General features: G+C 40.2%; 15 protein-coding genes. 2 read left to right on the forward strand and 13 right to left on the reverse strand.

What is annotated here, in order from left to right:
* Positions 1 to 66 precede the first annotated feature (66 nt).
* The 10 genes from H514_RS0112190 to zapA all read right to left on the reverse strand — a co-directional run bounded on the left by H514_RS0112190 (position 67) and on the right by zapA (position 11,597).
* Positions 67 to 1,047 carry an electron transfer flavoprotein subunit alpha/FixB family protein gene (locus tag H514_RS0112190; RefSeq protein ID WP_027447216.1) on the reverse strand — a complete coding sequence of 327 codons (981 nt, stop codon included), beginning with the start codon at positions 1,045 to 1,047 and terminating at the stop codon, positions 67 to 69.
* A 25-nt stretch (positions 1,048 to 1,072) separates the two neighbouring features.
* Positions 1,073 to 1,846, reverse strand: coding sequence for an electron transfer flavoprotein subunit beta/FixA family protein (locus H514_RS0112195; RefSeq protein WP_027447217.1), 774 nt, complete (start codon positions 1,844 to 1,846; stop codon positions 1,073 to 1,075).
* 17 nt (positions 1,847 to 1,863) lie between these two features.
* The gene (locus H514_RS0112200) at positions 1,864 to 2,637 is read right to left on the reverse strand and encodes an enoyl-CoA hydratase (RefSeq protein ID WP_027447218.1); all 774 of its coding nucleotides are present in this window, start codon (positions 2,635 to 2,637) and stop codon (positions 1,864 to 1,866) included.
* A gap of 21 nt (positions 2,638 to 2,658) precedes the next feature.
* Positions 2,659 to 3,243: a TetR/AcrR family transcriptional regulator gene (locus H514_RS0112205; protein WP_027447219.1), complete on the reverse strand. Its 585-nt coding sequence runs from the start codon at positions 3,241 to 3,243 to the stop codon at positions 2,659 to 2,661.
* Positions 3,244 to 3,522: 279 nt separating this feature from the next.
* Complete coding sequence (locus H514_RS0112210) at positions 3,523 to 5,229, reverse strand: AMP-binding protein (protein ID WP_027447220.1); 1,707 nt, start codon at positions 5,227 to 5,229, stop codon at positions 3,523 to 3,525.
* Between the two features lie 848 nt (positions 5,230 to 6,077).
* Entirely contained in the window at positions 6,078 to 6,482 is a 405-nt protein-coding gene (locus tag H514_RS0112215; RefSeq protein ID WP_027447221.1) for a DUF350 domain-containing protein, read from the reverse strand.
* A gap of 90 nt (positions 6,483 to 6,572) precedes the next feature.
* Positions 6,573 to 8,924 (reverse strand): endonuclease MutS2, encoded by a 2,352-nt coding sequence (locus tag H514_RS0112220; protein WP_027447222.1) that lies wholly within the window; start codon positions 8,922 to 8,924, stop codon positions 6,573 to 6,575.
* Between the two features lie 75 nt (positions 8,925 to 8,999).
* On the reverse strand, positions 9,000 to 10,721 hold the full coding sequence (gene polX, locus H514_RS0112225; protein ID WP_027447223.1) for a DNA polymerase/3'-5' exonuclease PolX: 1,722 nt from the start codon (positions 10,719 to 10,721) through the stop codon (positions 9,000 to 9,002).
* A gap of 53 nt (positions 10,722 to 10,774) precedes the next feature.
* Positions 10,775 to 11,329 (reverse strand): CvpA family protein, encoded by a 555-nt coding sequence (locus H514_RS0112230; RefSeq protein WP_027447224.1) that lies wholly within the window; start codon positions 11,327 to 11,329, stop codon positions 10,775 to 10,777.
* A complete protein-coding gene (gene zapA / locus H514_RS0112235) occupies positions 11,322 to 11,597 on the reverse strand; it encodes a cell division protein ZapA (RefSeq protein WP_027447225.1) in 276 nt (91 codons plus the stop codon). Before zapA ends, H514_RS0112230 begins: the two co-directional genes overlap by 8 nt.
* A 208-nt stretch (positions 11,598 to 11,805) precedes the next feature.
* On the opposite strand from zapA, the gene rnhC reads away from it, so the two are divergent.
* Positions 11,806 to 12,750: a ribonuclease HIII gene (gene rnhC, locus H514_RS0112240; protein WP_027447226.1), complete on the forward strand. Its 945-nt coding sequence runs from the start codon at positions 11,806 to 11,808 to the stop codon at positions 12,748 to 12,750.
* A gap of 220 nt (positions 12,751 to 12,970) precedes the next feature.
* On the opposite strand, the gene pheT is transcribed toward rnhC, so the two are convergent.
* The 3 genes from pheT to H514_RS0112260 form a co-directional block, all read right to left on the reverse strand.
* On the reverse strand, positions 12,971 to 15,409 hold the full coding sequence (pheT, locus tag H514_RS0112245; RefSeq protein ID WP_027447227.1) for a phenylalanine--tRNA ligase subunit beta: 2,439 nt from the start codon (positions 15,407 to 15,409) through the stop codon (positions 12,971 to 12,973).
* 15 nt (positions 15,410 to 15,424) lie between these two features.
* Positions 15,425 to 16,459, reverse strand: coding sequence for a phenylalanine--tRNA ligase subunit alpha (gene pheS, locus H514_RS0112250; RefSeq protein ID WP_027447228.1), 1,035 nt, complete (start codon positions 16,457 to 16,459; stop codon positions 15,425 to 15,427).
* A 360-nt stretch (positions 16,460 to 16,819) separates the two neighbouring features.
* Positions 16,820 to 17,557: a TrmH family RNA methyltransferase gene (locus H514_RS0112260; RefSeq protein ID WP_027447229.1), complete on the reverse strand. Its 738-nt coding sequence runs from the start codon at positions 17,555 to 17,557 to the stop codon at positions 16,820 to 16,822.
* Positions 17,558 to 17,674: 117 nt separating this feature from the next.
* Between H514_RS0112260 and sspI the strand changes: the two genes are divergently transcribed.
* The gene (gene sspI, locus H514_RS0112265; RefSeq protein WP_027447230.1) at positions 17,675 to 17,890 is read left to right on the forward strand and encodes a small acid-soluble spore protein SspI; all 216 of its coding nucleotides are present in this window, start codon (positions 17,675 to 17,677) and stop codon (positions 17,888 to 17,890) included.
* Positions 17,891 to 18,187: the final 297 nt, after the last annotated feature.

The raw sequence follows: 18,187 nt of genomic DNA on the forward strand, positions 1-18,187 counted from the left end.
ACAAACTACATTAGCGTAAAACGAAGGTGCTGTAACAATTATATGTTACAACACCTAATGTGTTCCTTATGCATTCACTTTTATTTTCTTAATCTCTTCAGTCAACTTAGGGACAACTTCAAACAAGTCCCCAACGATACCATAGTCAGCAACATTAAAGATGTTTGCTTCTGGATCCTTATTGATTGCTACGATTACTTTAGAGTTAGACATTCCGGCAAGGTGTTGAATAGCACCAGAAATTCCGCATGCAATGTATAAGTCTGGTGTTACAACTTTACCCGTCTGACCAATCTGCAGGGAATAATCACAGTATTCAGCGTCTGCAGCACCACGTGATGCACCAACAGCCCCACCTAGCACTTCCGCAAGTTCCTCAAGTGGCTTAAAGCCTTCTGAACTTTTTACACCACGACCTCCAGCAACAATAACGTTAGCTTCGGATAAATCTACACCATCTGAAGTTTTGCGGATGATATCTTGAATAACTGTACGTAAGTCTTTGATATCGACATCCTTACTTGTTACATCTCCACTTCGGCTTTCGTCACGCTCTAATGGTTTAATGTTATTTGGACGGATTGTAGCAAAAATGACACCATCTGTAATGATCTTCTTCTCAAATGCTTTACCAGAGTATATTGGGCGAGTAAACACTAAGTTGTCGCCAGACTCCTCTAGGTTAATGGCATCCGAAATGAGACCGGTTTCAAGTTTGCTCGCAAGTTTAGGTGATAGGTCCTTACCAATTGCAGTGTGTCCCATTACAATACCTTCTGGGTCCTCATCTTCAATGACTGCCATGGCTGCCTGACCAAATGCATCTGAAGTATAGTTCTTTAATTGATCATCTTGTACGGTAACAACACGGTCAGCACCGTAATAGATCATTTCTTTCCCCATATCTTCAAGATTATCTGATCCAAGAAGAAGGCCTACAATTTCTCCACCTTCACTAACTGTTTTTGCTGCTGTTATTGCTTCAAATGTTACATTACGTAGTTCTCCTTCACGAACTTCTCCAATAACAAGTACTTTTCGACTCATAAAGATTCTCCTTTCAAGTTAACAATTATAGTACTTTTGCTTCGTCACGTAGTAAGGTTACAAGTTCTTTTACTTGATCATCGACTTCGCCCTCAAGAACTTTACCAGCTTCTTTTTCTGGAGGAAGGAATAGTTCAATTGTTTTCGTCTTCGGTTCTACATCATCTTCATCTAAATCAAGATCATCTAATTCAATCTCTTCAAGAGGCTTTTTCTTCGCCTTCATAATACCAGGAAGAGAAGGATAACGTGGTTCGTTTAACCCTTGTTGACATGTAACAAGTAGAGGTAGTTTTGTTTCTACTTTCTCAACGTCACCTTCTACGTCGCGCTCAATGTTAACGGTTTCACCATCGACCTTAATACTTGTAATGGTCGTTACGTAAGCAATATCTAAACGTTCAGCAAGACGAGGACCTACTTGACCACTTGCTTCATCAATCGCTACGTTACCAGCAAGAATAATATCCGCTTCTTTATCTTCGAAGAAAGCCTCAAGAATTTTAACCGTTGTAAACTGGTCGCCTTCTTCTAAGTCATCTTCGGTATTGATAAGGTAAGCTTGATCTGCTCCCATTGCTAGCGCAGTACGTAATTGCTTTTCAGCTTCCTCTTCACCAATTGTGATAACGCTTACTTCTCCGCCATGTTCATCACGCAATTGGATCGCTTCTTCTATTGCGTATTCATCGTATGGGTTAATGATAAATTCTGCGCCCTCATCTTCAATGCGGCCGCCATCAATCATAATTTTTTCTTCCGTATCAAATGTTCTTTTCAGCAATACAAAAATGTTCATCATGATACCCCCTAGTACTATTGATCTTTAAAATTTGGCTTACGTTTCTCAATAAAGGCTTGAACGCCTTCTTTAGCATCATCATTGCCGAATACTTTCCCGAACTCTTCTGCTTCTTCTAGCTGACCCTTTTCATAAAGCGATGTATTCGTGTATGGGATCAGTCGCATAATAGCTTGAACAGAAGGTCCACTTTTAGCGGCAATTTTCCCTGCAAGTTTCATAGTTTCTTCTTCTAATTGTTCTTGAGGTACTGCTTTATTTGCTAAACCCAATGAAGCTGCCTCCACTCCACTTATCGGCTCGCCTGTTAAAATCATTTCATAGGCTTTAGGCTGACCAACATAGCGAGGAAGTCGTTGCGTCCCAGCAAAACCAGGAACAATACCTAAAGAAAGCTCAGGTAATCCTAGTTTGGCATCTTCGGTTACGATACGCATGTGACAAGACATGGCTAACTCGAGGCCGCCTCCTAGTGAAGCTCCATGAATTGAAGCGATTACAGGAATATGGAAGTTTTCAATTCGATTAAAAAGTTCTTGTCCTTGTCTTGATAGTTTACTATATTCACTTTCTTCCTGTAGGGAAGTGAATTCCTTGATATCAGCCCCTGCTGAGAAAAATTTCCCTTCTCCTTTTAAAACCACAGCTTTGTATGTTGGATCATCTTGTATGCGATCAAGCGCAGTGGATAAATCCTTTAAAATATACGAAGCTAACGCATTGGCTGGTGGACTCTGAACAGTAAGTACAGCAACATTTCCTTGTGCTTCAAAGTGCAAGTAGTCCAAAATGTAATCCTCCCTTATCCCTTATTTTTGAGCTAATCCATTTATAAAGAGTTCATGGATTTCCTTCGCTTTCTTCATTAAATCATACTTTTGATCATTCATCACCCAATTTGTGACTGTTTCATCTAAAGTACCGAAAATCATCTGTCGGATTATGCGTAGATCAAGGGAAGAATCGAATAAATTTTCATCCATGCCCTCTTGCACGATTTGGTCAATAAGTTCTAAATATGGTTTTAATACATCATTGATCATAAGGCGTAGTTCCTTGTTGGATTGGCGTAATTCCAACTGAGTCACAATGGCTAAATGGTGATTTTTTGTTAATTGACTATAATGCATTTCAATTAACGTTAGTAGTTTCTGTTTTGCATTGGATTTGGTTTTAATCTCATCTTCAATGCTACTAATAAACTCTCCCATCTTTTCTTGGAAAAGAGAGACGAGAATGTCTTCTTTGTTTTTAAAATATAAATATATGGTGCCATCAGCAACGCCTGCTTTTTTGGCAATCTTGGATACCTGTGAAGAATGGTATCCATTTTCAGCAATCACCTCTACGGCTGCATCTATAATTTGGTTATACTTCGGTCGATTCTTCTTCATCTTGATCCCCTTACTGCATTTAAAGTCATAAACAATAGCAAAAAATGAATGAATGGTCATTCACTCTCATTTTACAAAAACCCATTTCCGTTGTCAATTCACCAGGGGACTTGTCCTAAACTGTTGAAAAGAAAACTTGCCGATTGGCAAGCCTTTTAAGGCGCAGACAGAGGCTTAGTTGCACTTATACTTCATTCTTTCAAAATTTTCACTACGTCGAATTGCTTCTTTGCTAAAATTTTATAGTTTCTTAACGTGCAAAGAAAAAGAGCACGAGGCTCAAATGGTTTTTTCATTTGCTTGAGCTTGTTTTTCTTTTTCTTCATCTACTAAAGCTCTGCGAAGAATTTTACCAACTGCTGTTTTAGGTAACTCATCTCTAAACTCATAAATATGAGGAACTTTATAGGCTGCTAAATGCTTACGGCAGAATGCATTCAACTCTTCTTCAGTTAACTGGTAGCCTTCTTTAAGAACAACATATGCTTTAACTGTCTCTCCTCTGTATGGGTCGGGGATGCCAGCTACTACAACTTCTTGAACTGCTTCATTTTCATACATGACTTCTTCTACTTCTCTAGGATAGATATTAAATCCACCTGCGATAATCATATCTTTTTTCCGATCCACAACGTAGAAGTAGCCTTCTTCATCCATATAACCTAAATCACCTGTAAGGAACCAACCATCTTTCATCACTTGGTCCGTTTCTTCAGGACGGTTCCAATAGCCTTTCATAACTTGAGGGCCTTTAACAGCAATTTCCCCAACTTCACCAACATCAACTTCCTCAAAAGTATCTGGTGTCACAATTTTAGAATCTGTATCCGGCCAAGGAACACCAATGCTTCCACTTAATCGATCAGCATATACAAAGTTTGAATGGGTGACAGGTGATGTTTCAGTTAGTCCGTATCCCTCTACTAGTTTACCATCTGTAACTTTTTCAAACTGTTCTTGAACTTCAGCTGGTAAAGGTGCAGAGCCACTGATACAAGCTTCAACCGAAGATAGATCATATTTTTTTAATGTTGGATGGTTTAATAATGCAATGTAGATTGTAGGTGCTCCAGGAAACAGAGTTGGTTTCTGTTTCTGTATGGTTTTAAGAACATCCTCTACTTCAAACTTCGGAAGTAATACCATCTTAGATGCCATCATAATGGATAAATTCATAACAGCTGTCATTCCATATACATGGAAGAAAGGGAGCACTCCTAGCACAATCTCTCGCCCTTTTTCTGTTTTGTACAGCCAATTTTGACTCATTTGAGTGTTTGCTACTAAATTATAATGTGTAAGCATAACACCCTTTGGAAAACCAGTTGTTCCACCTGTGTACTGAAATAAGGCTAAATCTTCCTTAGGTGATACATCCACTTCTTTTACGTTACCGGTTCCTTCCTCGAGTACACGTTTCCAAATATGTGTGCCATCTGCATGTTCAGGATGTACCACTATACCGTTTTGTTTCTTCTGAATGAAAGGATAGATGAGGTTTTTAGGAAAAGGTAGGTAATCTTTGATGCCTGTTACAATAACATGCTGTAGGTCAGTATTTCCTTTTACATTCGAAACTTTCGGATATAACAAGTCTAGACAAAGAATCATCTTTGCGCCAGAGTCTTTCAGTTGGTACTCTAACTCACGCTCCATGTAGAGCGGATTGGTTTGAACAACGATACCACCTGCCATTAATACTCCGTAATAACCAATGACGGATTGTGGAGAGTTCGGAAGCATAATCGATACCCGATCTCCTTTTTCTAACCCTAAATCCTGCAAATAGCTAGCAAATGCTTTCGTCTGATCATATAGCTCTTCATATGTTAGCTCTTTCCCCAGAAAATGAAGCGCTTTCTTTTTCGGGAATTCTTCAGCAGTTTCTTGAAAAAATACGTGCAACGGTTTTTCGTCATACTCAATCGTTGGCGAGATCTCTTCAGGATAATGCTTTACCCAAGGACGCGCATTTAACTCACTCATACAGTTACCCCCTTTATGATTATAGACCTACTTCTATTATAACCATTATGACTGAATATTTGAAATATTAATTATTCAATGGGGAAAAATGGTTAGATTTTAATAAATATTGATGAAATTTTTCAAATAAGAATGATAGTGTTATGGCAGGAATGTTGAATAAGGTGTGGAGTGGTTCCGTTGCGTTTATGCAGAGCGGCGGGCTGTGGAACGGGTGGCGTTCCTGCGGACGAACTATCGAGCCTCCTCAGTCACTCTGTTCCCTGCGGGGTCTCGCTAGCCCGTTTGACCGCTGGAGTCAACCCGTTCCACAGCCCACCTTAGCCGAATGGTGAATAACGAAACCGCAGCTATCGTACGGTTTTCTGACTTTGAATTTGTGGTTATATCATTTTGCATTCAAGTGACCTAAAGCTTTATATGTAGAGGGTTTTAGGATCTGAAATACAGTTTCCTTAAGATTGAAATCAAACGATCTCAGCTATGGGTCCGTTAATCTACATACCAGCAAAGGGGTGAGGGAAACGGCAAACTCCCGCGGTAGAAAGGGCGGACGAGATCCCGCAGAGAGCTTGCGAACGAGGAAGCTCGGCCGGTCTTCCGCAGGAGTATTGCCGTTTCACCGATCCCCTTACTCTCGCAAAAGCAACGGACCTCCACCACAATATATCTCGATTTCAAGTCTTCAAGATAAGGGGGCTTTAAGAGAATAAAAAGAGCACTGAATTGATTTACAATTCAATGCTCGTTCAGCTCTACAACATCAAATATATAACTCCAATAATAACAAACAAAGCCGAAACGACCCCTAACACTTTTGCTAAGGTTTCCACGTTGTGCTCTCTCCCTTATCCAATATTTGATCCAATCACAAATGATAGACCAACAGAAATAATCATAGCAATAAAACCTACAGCTCTATTGTCTTTTTCGATTTCTTCATCAATTCGAAAGCTTGGCGTTAAAAATTCAAAAATAAAATAACCAAATAAGAGTAAGACGAATCCGAATAGTCCCCACCCCATACTTTGTAGCAAAGTATCATTGTGTTGAATGGAGTAACGGAAAATATTCGATATACCAAAAATTTTACCACCAGTCGCCATAGCTACAGAAAAATTTCCCTGTTGAATCTGTTCCCAGTTGCTGTATTTCGTTACGATTTCAAATATCGCTAAAAACACAACACCACACAGTACCGCCACACTATAGCTAGCTGCCGTTTCAATGAGTGGATGCTCCCAAAAATCCATGCGTGCCCTCCCCTTTATTTAACGTCATCCTATGTACATAACAAGAAACACCGATATCCACCTTAATAGGTGAATATCGTATTTCTATTCTTAACCTAACTCTAAAACGGTTACGCCTCCGCCACCCTCGTTCATTCCACCAGATCGAGAGGACTTAATTGAACGGTGCTTTTTCGCATATTGTTCAACTGCATTTCGTAAAGCCCCAGTTCCTTTACCATGGATAATTGAAACTTTCGGATATCCTGCAAGTAATGCATCGTCTAAATACTTTTCTAATCGACGCAGTGCTTCATCATAACGCTCTCCACGTAAATCAAGCTCAGGTTTTACATGGTGGCTTGAACCTTTAACCGTCGCCATTGGTTTTTCCTTTAAAGGTTCCTCGCGCTTGATAAACTCAAGGTCTTTCGCTTTCACTTTCATTTTCATAATTCCTAGCTGAACTTGGAATTCTTTATCACTTACTTTTTCAGCAATGTGTCCAGTTCGGTCTAAGGAAAGTACTTTCACTTCATCCCCAACTTGTAATTCAGGTTGGGTTTGTTTGGCTTTTGGTTGTTTGTCTTGTTTAACTTGTTTCTTTGCCAGCTCTGGTTGAGCCTCATCAAGCATCTTTCTAGCTTCAATCCATTCATGTTCTTTCATGTCCGCTTGATTTTTCATCTGACGCATTTCAGAAACAATTTCTTCGGCTTCATGTCGAGCTTTTTCAATGGCTTTCTGAGCCTTTTCTTCAGCCTTTTTATAGAGCTCTTCACGTTTAGCTTCAAAATCTGCCCACTTTTGTTCAAGCTCTCGGTGCATGTCTTGAGCTTCTTGAAGAAGGTTTTCAGCTTCCTCATAATCTTTTTCGGCTCCGCGCTTGGATTCTTCAAGTGAAGCGATCATATTCTCAACGCTTTTAGAGTCTGTACCCATATGCTCTTGAGCTTTTTCAATTACATTTTCTCGTAACCCTAATCGGCGTGAAATCTCAAATGCGTTACTTCGACCAGGGACGCCAATTAATAAACGATATGTTGGTTTTAACGTTTGAATATCAAACTCAACAGAAGCATTAATGACACCTTCGCGATTATAGCCATATGCCTTCAGTTCAGGATAATGTGTCGTGGCGATAACACGAGCGCCACGGCTTACTACATCGTCTAAAATAGACATCGCTAACGCCGCACCTTCTTGAGGGTCTGTTCCTGCTCCAAGCTCATCAAAGAGAACAAGAGATTTATGATCAACCTTGCTCAAAATATCCACAATGTTGGTCATATGAGAAGAGAACGTACTCAAGGACTGTTCAATCGACTGTTCATCTCCAATGTCAGCAAATATGTTATCAAATACCGTCATCTCACAGCCATCTTGAGCTGGAATCTGTAATCCTGATTGAGCCATTAATGAACATAGTCCAACCATTTTTAGCGTTACGGTTTTACCACCCGTATTAGGGCCTGTAATTACAATGGAGGAAAAGTCTTCTCCTAAATCTACGTCATTCGGAACGACTTCATCTTCTTCGATAAGGGGGTGTCTTGCCTGTCTCATTTTGATAATACCTTGATCATTAATACCAGGCATGGCACCACGCATGTCTTTTCCTAAACGAGCTTTTGCGAACATGAAGTCCAGTTGAGCTAACACTTCAACATTTTGATAAAGAAATCCTTCATCTGCTGCAATACGTTCTGAAAGCTCGATTAAAATACGTTCTACTTCATGTTTCTCTTGAACCTTAGCTTCCTGTAAAGAGTTATTTAACTCTACGATTGCTTGAGGTTCCATAAATAACGTCGCACCAGAAGCTGATTGGTCATGAACAATTCCGCCAAAATTACCACGATACTCCTGTTTTACAGGTAAAACGTAACGATCATTTCGAATCGTAATAATCGCATCAGAAAGCATTTTGCTTTTCGACTTTGTCCACCCTTCTAATTTATCTCGTACACGACCTTCAAATGTTCTGATTCTGGAACGCAAAGTACGGAGCTTTTCAGAAGCTCCATCCATTACTTTTCCATTCTCATCAATACGGTTTTTAATCGTTCGCTCCAAGTCACTCAACGGAACAATTTGTTCTACAAGCTCAAGCATAATAGGGATCTCGACATCCTCTATCTCTTCTATGAATTTTTTCATCTGCTTGCCACCATAAATGGTGCTTGCAACATCCATACATTCTTCAGGCTGTAGCATGCCACCAACCGATGCGCGCTTAATGTTTGGACGAATATCAGATACGCCTCCCAGAGGAACATGACCTTTTAAGCGGAAAATATGAGCCGCTTCATCTGTATCCTTTTGCCACTTGCGAACCTCATCGACATCAGTAGATGGTTTTAATTTTTTTGCCTGTTCTTTCCCTAAGGAAGAAGAGGCTTGTTCTGCTAATTGCTCAATAATTTTTTTATATTCTAATACATGATAGATACGATCATTCATGACTTTTACCCCTTTGTTACTTCTTTACCTGCCTTCTTTCAAATCATGCAGGGAGCTAGCTGTCACTAAGTAACACTATTCATTTGAACTGTTAAAAAAGTCTTCAAGCTGCTGCTTTGTCCAAGTATTTAATACATTTTCTTTACGAAGCATTGCTTTCCGACCAACTCCCACACCAATCTCCATATGTTCTAGCATTGGGTAGTTGTGGGCATCTGTATTAATTGAAATATACACACCTTCATCTTGTGCCTTCTCTAAGTATTGCCAAGAAAGGTCTAAACGATTTGGATTTGCATTCAATTCCAATGCTGTATTAGTCTCTTTCGCTCTCTGAATAAGCTGGTCAATATCTACACTGTAACCATCCCGACGCCCAATAAGACGACCTGTTGGATGGGCGATAAGGTTCACATGTGGACATTCAAAAGCACGATCGAGACGTTTCATAATCTCTTCCTGAGACTGATTAAAGTTAGAGTGAATCGATGCAATCACAAAGTCCATCTCTTCTAAAAACTCATCAGAGAAATCAAGTGTGCCATCAGGCTTTATATCCATTTCAATACCAGCAAAAATATAAAAATCATCATAAGATTCATTTAACTTATCAATTTCTTCTCTTTGTTTACGAAGACGGGTTTCATCTAGTCCATTGGCAACACGTAAATACTTCGAGTGATCGGTAATCGCGATATATTCATACCCTTTTTCACGTGCACGCTCAGCCATTTCTACTAATGATTGAGCACCGTCACTCCATGCTGTGTGCATATGAAGATCTCCACGAATATCTTTATGCTGCAATAAGGATACTTCTTGACGAAATGCTTCTACTTCCCCATTGTTTTCCCGAACCTCGGGAGGTATAAAATTCAGGCCAAAATGAGCGAAAAAATCCTCCTCAGATGAGAATGTCTTCACTTCTCCTGTTTCACTATTTTCTACTCCATACTCGCTAATCTTTTCACCTTGATCCTTGGCAAGCTGACGCATAGCCACATTATGATCTTTAGAGCCTGTAAAGTGGTGGAGTGTTGTTGGAAATTCTTCAGGTTTCACAAGCCTGAAATCTACGCCGATGTCATACCCCTCAGAAAGAACTAGAGATACTTTCGTTTCTCCTTGAGCCACGACCTCTTTAATATTATCAATTCCTAACAGTTGATCACGTACCTTTTCAGGATCATTTGTAGATAAAATAAAGTCGATATCTTTTATAGTCTCTCTCATACGCCTCAAGCTACCCGCTCGGGAGTATTGTTCAATGCCCTTTATATCTTCCAGGTACCCCTCGATCTTTTCTGCAAGCGGGAGCATAACCGCAATAGGTAAACGTTCAGGTCGTTGATTGGCTTCCTCTAAGGTTTGCAGAATTTTTTCTTCTGTCTTTTTACCAAAACCACTAAGCTGTTGTACTTTTCCTTTTTCACAAGCTTCTTTTAACGAGGTAGCATCCGTTACACCTAGTTCTTGATACAACTTAGCTAATTTCTTCCCACCAAGACCTTGAAGCTGTAGCAATGGAATCAACCCTGCTGGTACTTCCTGCTCTAATTGGGTAAGCGTTTCAGATTCACCTGTTTCAATAATTTCTTGAATCACAGCTGCGGTACCTTTTCCAATGCCATTCATTTTCGTGAAATCGTCTATTTCAGATAAAGAACGATCATCTGATTCTAAGGCTTGGGCTGCTTTTCGATAAGCAGAAATCTTAAAAGGATTCTCCCCTTTTAACTCCAAGTACACAGCAATTTGTTCTAATTTTTTTATAAGTTGTTTTTTATCAACCTTCATCTTGTTCACCTGCTTTACATTAATAAAGAAAAAACTTCTCCAAAAAAGAGAAGTTATTGATTAAAATGCTCTGAGACATGTTCAAACCACATCGTTTTGATTTGTTCAGAAAATAAAGGTGTATGCTCGATCATAGTCTGTGCAACAAATGAGTTATCAATAAGGTCTTGAACAAACTCAATCGGCACAAGTGCAGCTAAATATAAAAAGATAAATACAATAAAGTACATCTCGATCAAACCAAGACCTGCTCCTAAAAGGCCATTAAAAGACTTTATTAATGGTAAGTCTGCTAGGAAATCTAGCATTGATGCTACGATTTGTAGAATGATCTTTACACCAAAAAATAGTGCAGCAAACGCTACGGCATGGTAGAATGCTCCCTCTAATGGTAGAGAGTTCAGAAATACAGCCCATGCTTGATCCTCCGGTAAGTCTGGGTATGGGAGCCATAACTCCAGCTTCGGAGCCAAATCATCATAGTAAATGACTGCGAAAATAAAAGCTATAATAAACCCAGTCATATGGAAGAGTTGTAGGACAAACCCTCTTCTCATTCCAATAAAAAACCCTAAAATTAAGATAGCAATTAACAGTAAATCAATCATTATTCAAACGATCCTCATCTTTCCTTTTAGAATCAATTACTTCCATGTACTCTTCTTTCAATTTCACATAGTCATTCATGGTGTTTACTGCAGTTAGAACAGCTAGTTTTGCTGTATCTAAACCTGGGTTCGTCTCTTTCATTTCACGCATTTGTTGGTCAACGAGACTAGCAACCATTCTTATATGGTGGGCTGGCTCGTCTCCCTTAATTGTATAAAGTCGATTATGTATCTCTACTGTCGTGCGATTTTTGTCAGATTGCGACACGGAGAAGCCCCCTCATTCACAATAGAATCCTAAACTTAATATTAACATGAAGAAGTTATATAAAGAAAGCATTGTTATGTATTCCTCTTCATGTTCAGCTTCAAACGTATTTCTGATATACTGTAGATTACATGTAAAACGATCGTGTTTAAGCTCCATTCTTTCACTGGAAGCTGCAAGAGAACATCGTTTAAAAGGAGTTCAGTCTATGTCACAAACCGTATTACAACTTCCACAAAACAACATCTACAATATGAAAGATTACTATAAACCACAGTTAAAGGCAAAAGTTCCACAAGGAGCTATCTTCTCAGCAAAAGTTGAAGGCTGTTCCATCACTGCCTATAAATCTGGTAAAGTGTTATTCCAAGGGCCTCGTCACTTCGAAGAATCAGGAAAATGGGGGAGCAATTCATCCGCTTCAGGTGGTTCAACTAAAAAGAAACCAGCTCCTACCTCTTCTCCTTATGCTCCACCTAAGTCTTTATACAAATCCTCACACGTAGGATCTGATGAAGCAGGTACAGGAGATTATTTTGGTCCCATTACAGTCGCCTGCGCATATGTGAAAGAAGACCAAATTGATGAATTAAAACGGATCGGTGTGCGTGACTCAAAGGATTTAAATGATCCTCAAATTCAACAAATTGCTCAGCGTATCGTTAAGATGGGGATTCCGTATTCTTTAGTTACGTTAAATAACGAGAAATATAATGAGTGGCAACAAAAAGGTTGGTCCCAAGGAAAAATGAAAGCGATGCTTCACCACACAGCTTATAATAAACTACTCAAAAAAATCTCCCCAACAAAGCCTGAGGGATGGATCATTGACCAATTTGCCGAACCGAATGTGTATAAAAAACATCTTCGAACAGAGAATCAAACACTTCAAGAGAACGTGTACTTCTTGAAAAAAGCTGAATCCTACTCTATTGCTGTAGCTGCAGCTTCTATCATTGCACGTACTCAATTTGTGATGCAGATGGATAAACTTTCTGAAAAAGCCGGTATGGAACTTCCTAAAGGTGCTTCTAAGAAGGTAGACCAAACAGCTGCAAGACTTATGGAAAAAGAGGGTACTGATGCAATAGGACAGTACGCGAAGGTCCATTTTGCTACAACTGAAAAAGCTTTAAATTATATGAAACGCTAGTCCATTTGGGGCTAGCGTTTTTATAATGAAATGATATTCAGGCGGTTTTCAAGAGGATACGGGCACTCGTAGGCTATTTTCAGGAGATGAGCCGGAGTGTTCAGGGGGTAGTAGCCAATGTACGAGCGATAAACTGTCGAATTCGAGCGATTGACTGCAAATGCAGGCGATTTATAAAAATCCCGCCCACAAACTCAATCGTGGACGGGATTTCAACTAGTTAACCTCTTAATTCAGCATTATAGTCTGCTTTAACTTTTTCTAGAATTGCATTGTGTGCTTCTTCTACCTCTTCATCCGTTAGAGTACGTGTCGGATCAAGATAACGAAGGCTGAATGCTAACGACTTCTTACCTTCTGGTAGATGTTCGCCTTGGTAGAGGTCGAATACTAAAGCGTGCTGTACAAGTGGTTGACCTGCTTCAAGAATAGACTTGCGTAGGTCTCCCGCTTTCACATCGTTATCTACAACAAGCGCGATGTCACGACTTACGGATGGATGACGAGGAATTGGTGTGTACGATTCTTCGTCTGATACAGCTGCGAATAGTGCTTCTAAATCAACATCATACACATACGTTTCTTTTAGGTCATATTCTTTTTGTAATGCTGGATGAAGTTGACCTAGATGACCGATTGCTTTTCCATTCAGTTCAATTATAGCTGTACGGCCTGGATGCATACCTTCTACTTTTGCTTGCTTATAAGTGATCTCAGACTCAAGATCTAATAGGTCGAATAAGCCTTCTAAAATTCCTTTTAGCACGTAGAAGTCAACGTTTTTCTTTTCTTGTTGCCATGGATGAGATACCCAGCTCCCTGTAAGTACACCAGAAAGACGCTCTTCTTCGTTTGGTTGCTTCGTTAAGATGGATTCCTCTGATACATAAATCGATCCAATTTCATAAAAGGCAACGTCTTGTTGCTTACGAGCAATGTTATAAGAAGCAGAAGCTAAAAGCTCTGGTACCATGCTTAAGCGTAAGTGACTGTGCTCTTCACTCATAGGCATCGCCAAATGAACTGGACGTAAATCCTCCGTTTTCACATCAGGACTGATGAGCATTTGAGCACGTTCTTCAGTCGTTAATGAGTACGTAATGGCTTCAGATAATCCTGCACCTTCAAGGTAATGACGAACTTTTCTACGAAGGGACTGGTGCTTCGTTAACCCTCCTGCATTACCTTCTCCACCAGGCATAGTGAATGGAATATCATCATAACCATACATACGCCCGATTTCTTCTACCATATCTTCAAAGATCGTAATATCGCCACGACGAGTTGGAATGCTCACTTCAAACTCTTCTCCATTTTGGTTATAAGAAAAACCTAGCTTACGAAGAATATCTTGAATATGTTCATCCGTCATATTTGTTCCAAGTACATGGTTCATACGGGATGTTGTAATTGTAACGACTGCTTCCTCATAAGAAAGTTCGTCATGATCCACTACACCTTCAAGAACCTCACCATTTGCATATTGAGAAAGCAGTTGTGCAGCACGTAAACCAGCACGTTTCACGCGATCTGGGTCTACAGCTTTTTCAAAACGGACAGATGACTCACTACGTAAACCGTGATCTTTCGAAGCTTTTCTTACGGTTTGTGGATCGAAGTAAGCTGCTTCTAACAGAACAGATGTAGTACCTTCATGTACCTCAGAGTCAGCTCCACCCATAACCCCAGCAATCGCTACGGGGTCTTTACCATTGGTAATGACAAGATGATCTGAAGAAAGTGTACGTTCTTCATCGTCTAACGTTTTGATCGTCTCACCTTCTTGTGCTCGACGAACAACAACCTCTTTACTGCCAAAACGATCATAGTCGAATGCGTGTAATGGCTGACCATATTCAAGTAATACGTAGTTTGTGATGTCGACGACGTTATTGATCGGACGAATGCCTGACGCTACAAGGCGGTTACGCATCCATAATGGCGATGGGCCAACCTCAATGTTACGAATAACCATTGCACCATAATAAGGATTTAAGTCAGTCGCATCTACCTTAACAGATACTTCCTCGCTAGCTTTCTGATCCGTGATTTGAACATCTTCATTTGGAAGTTTAACGTCTGTGTCTAGCATAGCTGCAACTTCATAAGCTACACCTAACATGCTTAAAGCGTCGGAACGGTTAGGTGTTAGACCCAGCTCTAAAATCACATCATCAAGATTTAATAGAGATGTTGCATCTGCTCCTACTTCAGCATCTGTATCTTCAGGAAATACGAAAATTCCATCTTCATATTCTTTTGGAACATATTTCGAATCAATGCCAAGCTCTTGAAGAGAACAAATCATACCGCTTGATTCTTCCCCGCGCAGCTTCGCCTTTTTAATTTTGAAATTGCCAGGTAAAACAGCTCCAGGTTTCGCAACTGCTACTTTTTGACCCTGTGCAACGTTTGGAGCACCACACACGATCTGTAGCGTTTCGTCCCCCACATCAACCTGACATAGGTTTAATTTATCTGCATTTGGGTGCTGAGCGCACTCTTTCACATAACCGACAACGAGGTGTTCAATCGGTTCACCAAAAGGCTCGACACCTTCAACTTCAATACCCGTTTTTGTAATTTTTTCTGCTAAATCTTCAGGAGTTAATCCTTGAAGATCCACGTATTGTTTTAGCCAATTTAATGATACAAACATTGTGGTTTCTCCTCCTTACGCCTTATGGAATTGGTTTAAGAATCGGACATCATTTGTGTAGAAATGACGAATATCATCGATACCGTATTTCAACATCGCAATACGTTCAGGTCCCATTCCAAAAGCAAATCCAGTATATTCTTTCGGATCATAACCTGCCATTTCGAGTACGTTCGGGTGTACCATACCTGCACCTAAAATCTCGATCCAGCCAGTTCCCTTACATACAGAACAACCTTCTCCTCCACACATCTTACAGGAGATATCCATTTCCACAGACGGCTCTGTAAATGGGAAGAAGCTAGGACGCAAGCGGATTTCACGTTCTTCCCCAAACATTTGCTTAGCGAACGCATTTAATACGCCTTTTAAGTCACTCATGCGGACATGTTTATCAACAAGAAGTCCTTCAATTTGCGTGAACTGGTGAGAGTGTGTCGCGTCATCTGTATCACGACGATATACTTTACCAGGGCAAATGATTTTAACGGGCCCTTTTCCTTCATGCTTTTCCATCGTACGAGCTTGCACCGGTGAAGTGTGTGTACGCATTAGAATCTCCTCAGTAATGTAAAAGGAATCCTGCATATCGCGTGCTGGGTGACCTTTTGGAAGATTTAGTGCTTCAAAGTTGTAGTAATCTGCTTCTACTTCAGGTCCTTCAGCTACCTCAAAGCCCATTCCAATGAACAGGTCTTCAATTTCTTCAATAAGGTTTGTTAACAGGTGTGGTCCACCAGTTGGTGCGGGACGCCCTGGAAGCGTAACATCAATCGTCTCTTCCTCAAGTTGCTTTTCTAGAGCCTCATTTTCAAGCTTTTGCTTTTTTGTCTCAATTGCGGTTGCAATTTCTTCACGAACGTCATTCGCAAGTTGACCAATGACAGGGCGTTCTTCTTTAGGAAGTTTGCCCATCCCTTTAAGCACTTCTGTAATTGGACCTTTTTTGCCCAGATATTGTACTTTAACATCTTGTAATGCTTTTACTTCATTTGCTTCTTCAACTTGTTTTAAGGCATCGGCTTTCAGTTCTTGTAACCGTTCTTGCATTGGTATATCCTCCTTTTATAAGTTCAGTTTTTTGACATATAAAAAAGTCCCATCCCTAAAAAAGGGACGAGACTTGTAAGTACGTTTCGCGGTACCACCCTTGTTGACACTACACGTATGCAGTGCCCACTTCATCATTGATAACGGAATTCAAATCCGGAAACACGATTACTCATGCCTGATGAGGTCCCCGTGTCAGCTCCAGAGTGAAATTCAATGATTCCAACGATAGAAATGCTTTCAGTCCATGGCATTCCCTCCCTGCATTCGTTTGGGTGGTAATCATTTACTTGCTCTTTCAACGCTTATTGTTATGTCGTTATTGTTTTATTATAGAAAAGCAAAAGCCATCATGCAAGCCTAGTTCCGTAAATAATACATTAAAATTCCGGAAGCAATCGCTACATTAAGGGACTCAGCTTGTCCAAAAATCGGTATCGTAACACTTTGATCAGCGAACTGAAGGTACTCTTCCTGAACACCAGCTCCTTCGTTTCCTACAAGTAGAGCTACTGGGGAGGTAGGTTCTACTGTATGATACTCATTGGCATTTTTTAAGGACGTTGCCCAGATTGATAAACCTTTATCTTTGATATAAGGTAACCATTCTTTTAGATCACCTTGAAAAACAGGGATATGAAAGATGGAACCTTGAGTAGAACGAAGCGCTTTGTCATTGTAAGGATCAACCGTTCCTTTGCCAGCAATGATCGCATCAAAACCAGCCGCATCAGCCGTTCGAATCAAAGTACCCAGATTACCTGGATCTTGAATGGCATCAAGTACTAAAACCCTTGAAAAATTTCCCCATTCAGGCTCTCTCATATTTATAACGGCTGCTACACCTTGTGGATGTTCCGTTTCGGTTATAGCGTTAAACACCTCATCAGTTACGCTAAACCATTTGTACGACTGCCATTCATTCGGTAAATCTACATCTTCTCGTACAATGATTTCTTTTACGTCCCATGAACTGTTAACGGCTTCTTCCACAAGGTGAAAACCTTCTACCATAAAGCTTTGCTCTTTTTCTCGGTCCCGTTTTTTTTGGAGTTTTCTCCAACTTTTAACGGTTTTATTTTGTACGGAGGTAATCATTAGTAATCATTCCTTTTTCATTCGTTCCGTCCGTTGTTTTTCCTTTACTATCATACATATTTCGATTTGCGGTGGTCAAACTATTCTTAACGGATGTTAGAGAAAAGAGGTGGAACAATGAACCTAAATTTACGTAATGCGATTCTGTCGAATGTATCCGGTAATGACCAAGATCAGCTTGAAGCAACAATTCTTGACGCTATTGATAGCGGTGAAGAAAAAATGCTCCCAGGTCTTGGTGTGCTTTTTGAACTTATTTGGAAAAATGCCGATGAGTCCGAAAAGCAAGATATGTTAGAAACGCTTCAAGAAGGCGTTCAGAATGCAAAGTAATCATGAAATTCTTTAAAATTTAAAGCCATCGTTCCCATTGGGAGCTGGTGGCTTTTTTAGATATAGTATGGGCGATATGCCTGAGGAATAGACTTGTTTCTGATTTATTCAATTAAATGGCAGTTATGTTGAAGACTTGAAATTGAGAGGAGTCCGTTGCTTTTGTGTAATTTGTTCCGGTCAGTGAAACGGCAAGCCTGTTGTGGAAGAAAAGCCGAGCCTCCTCGTGCCTGCGGGGTCTCGTCTTCCCTTTGTTACCACGACAGTTTGCCGTTTCCTTCCCTCCACGCGATTATG

Origin of the sequence: Pontibacillus marinus BH030004 = DSM 16465 (assembly GCF_000425225.1) — a bacterium.
GTDB lineage: Bacteria > Bacillota > Bacilli > Bacillales > BH030062 > Pontibacillus > Pontibacillus marinus.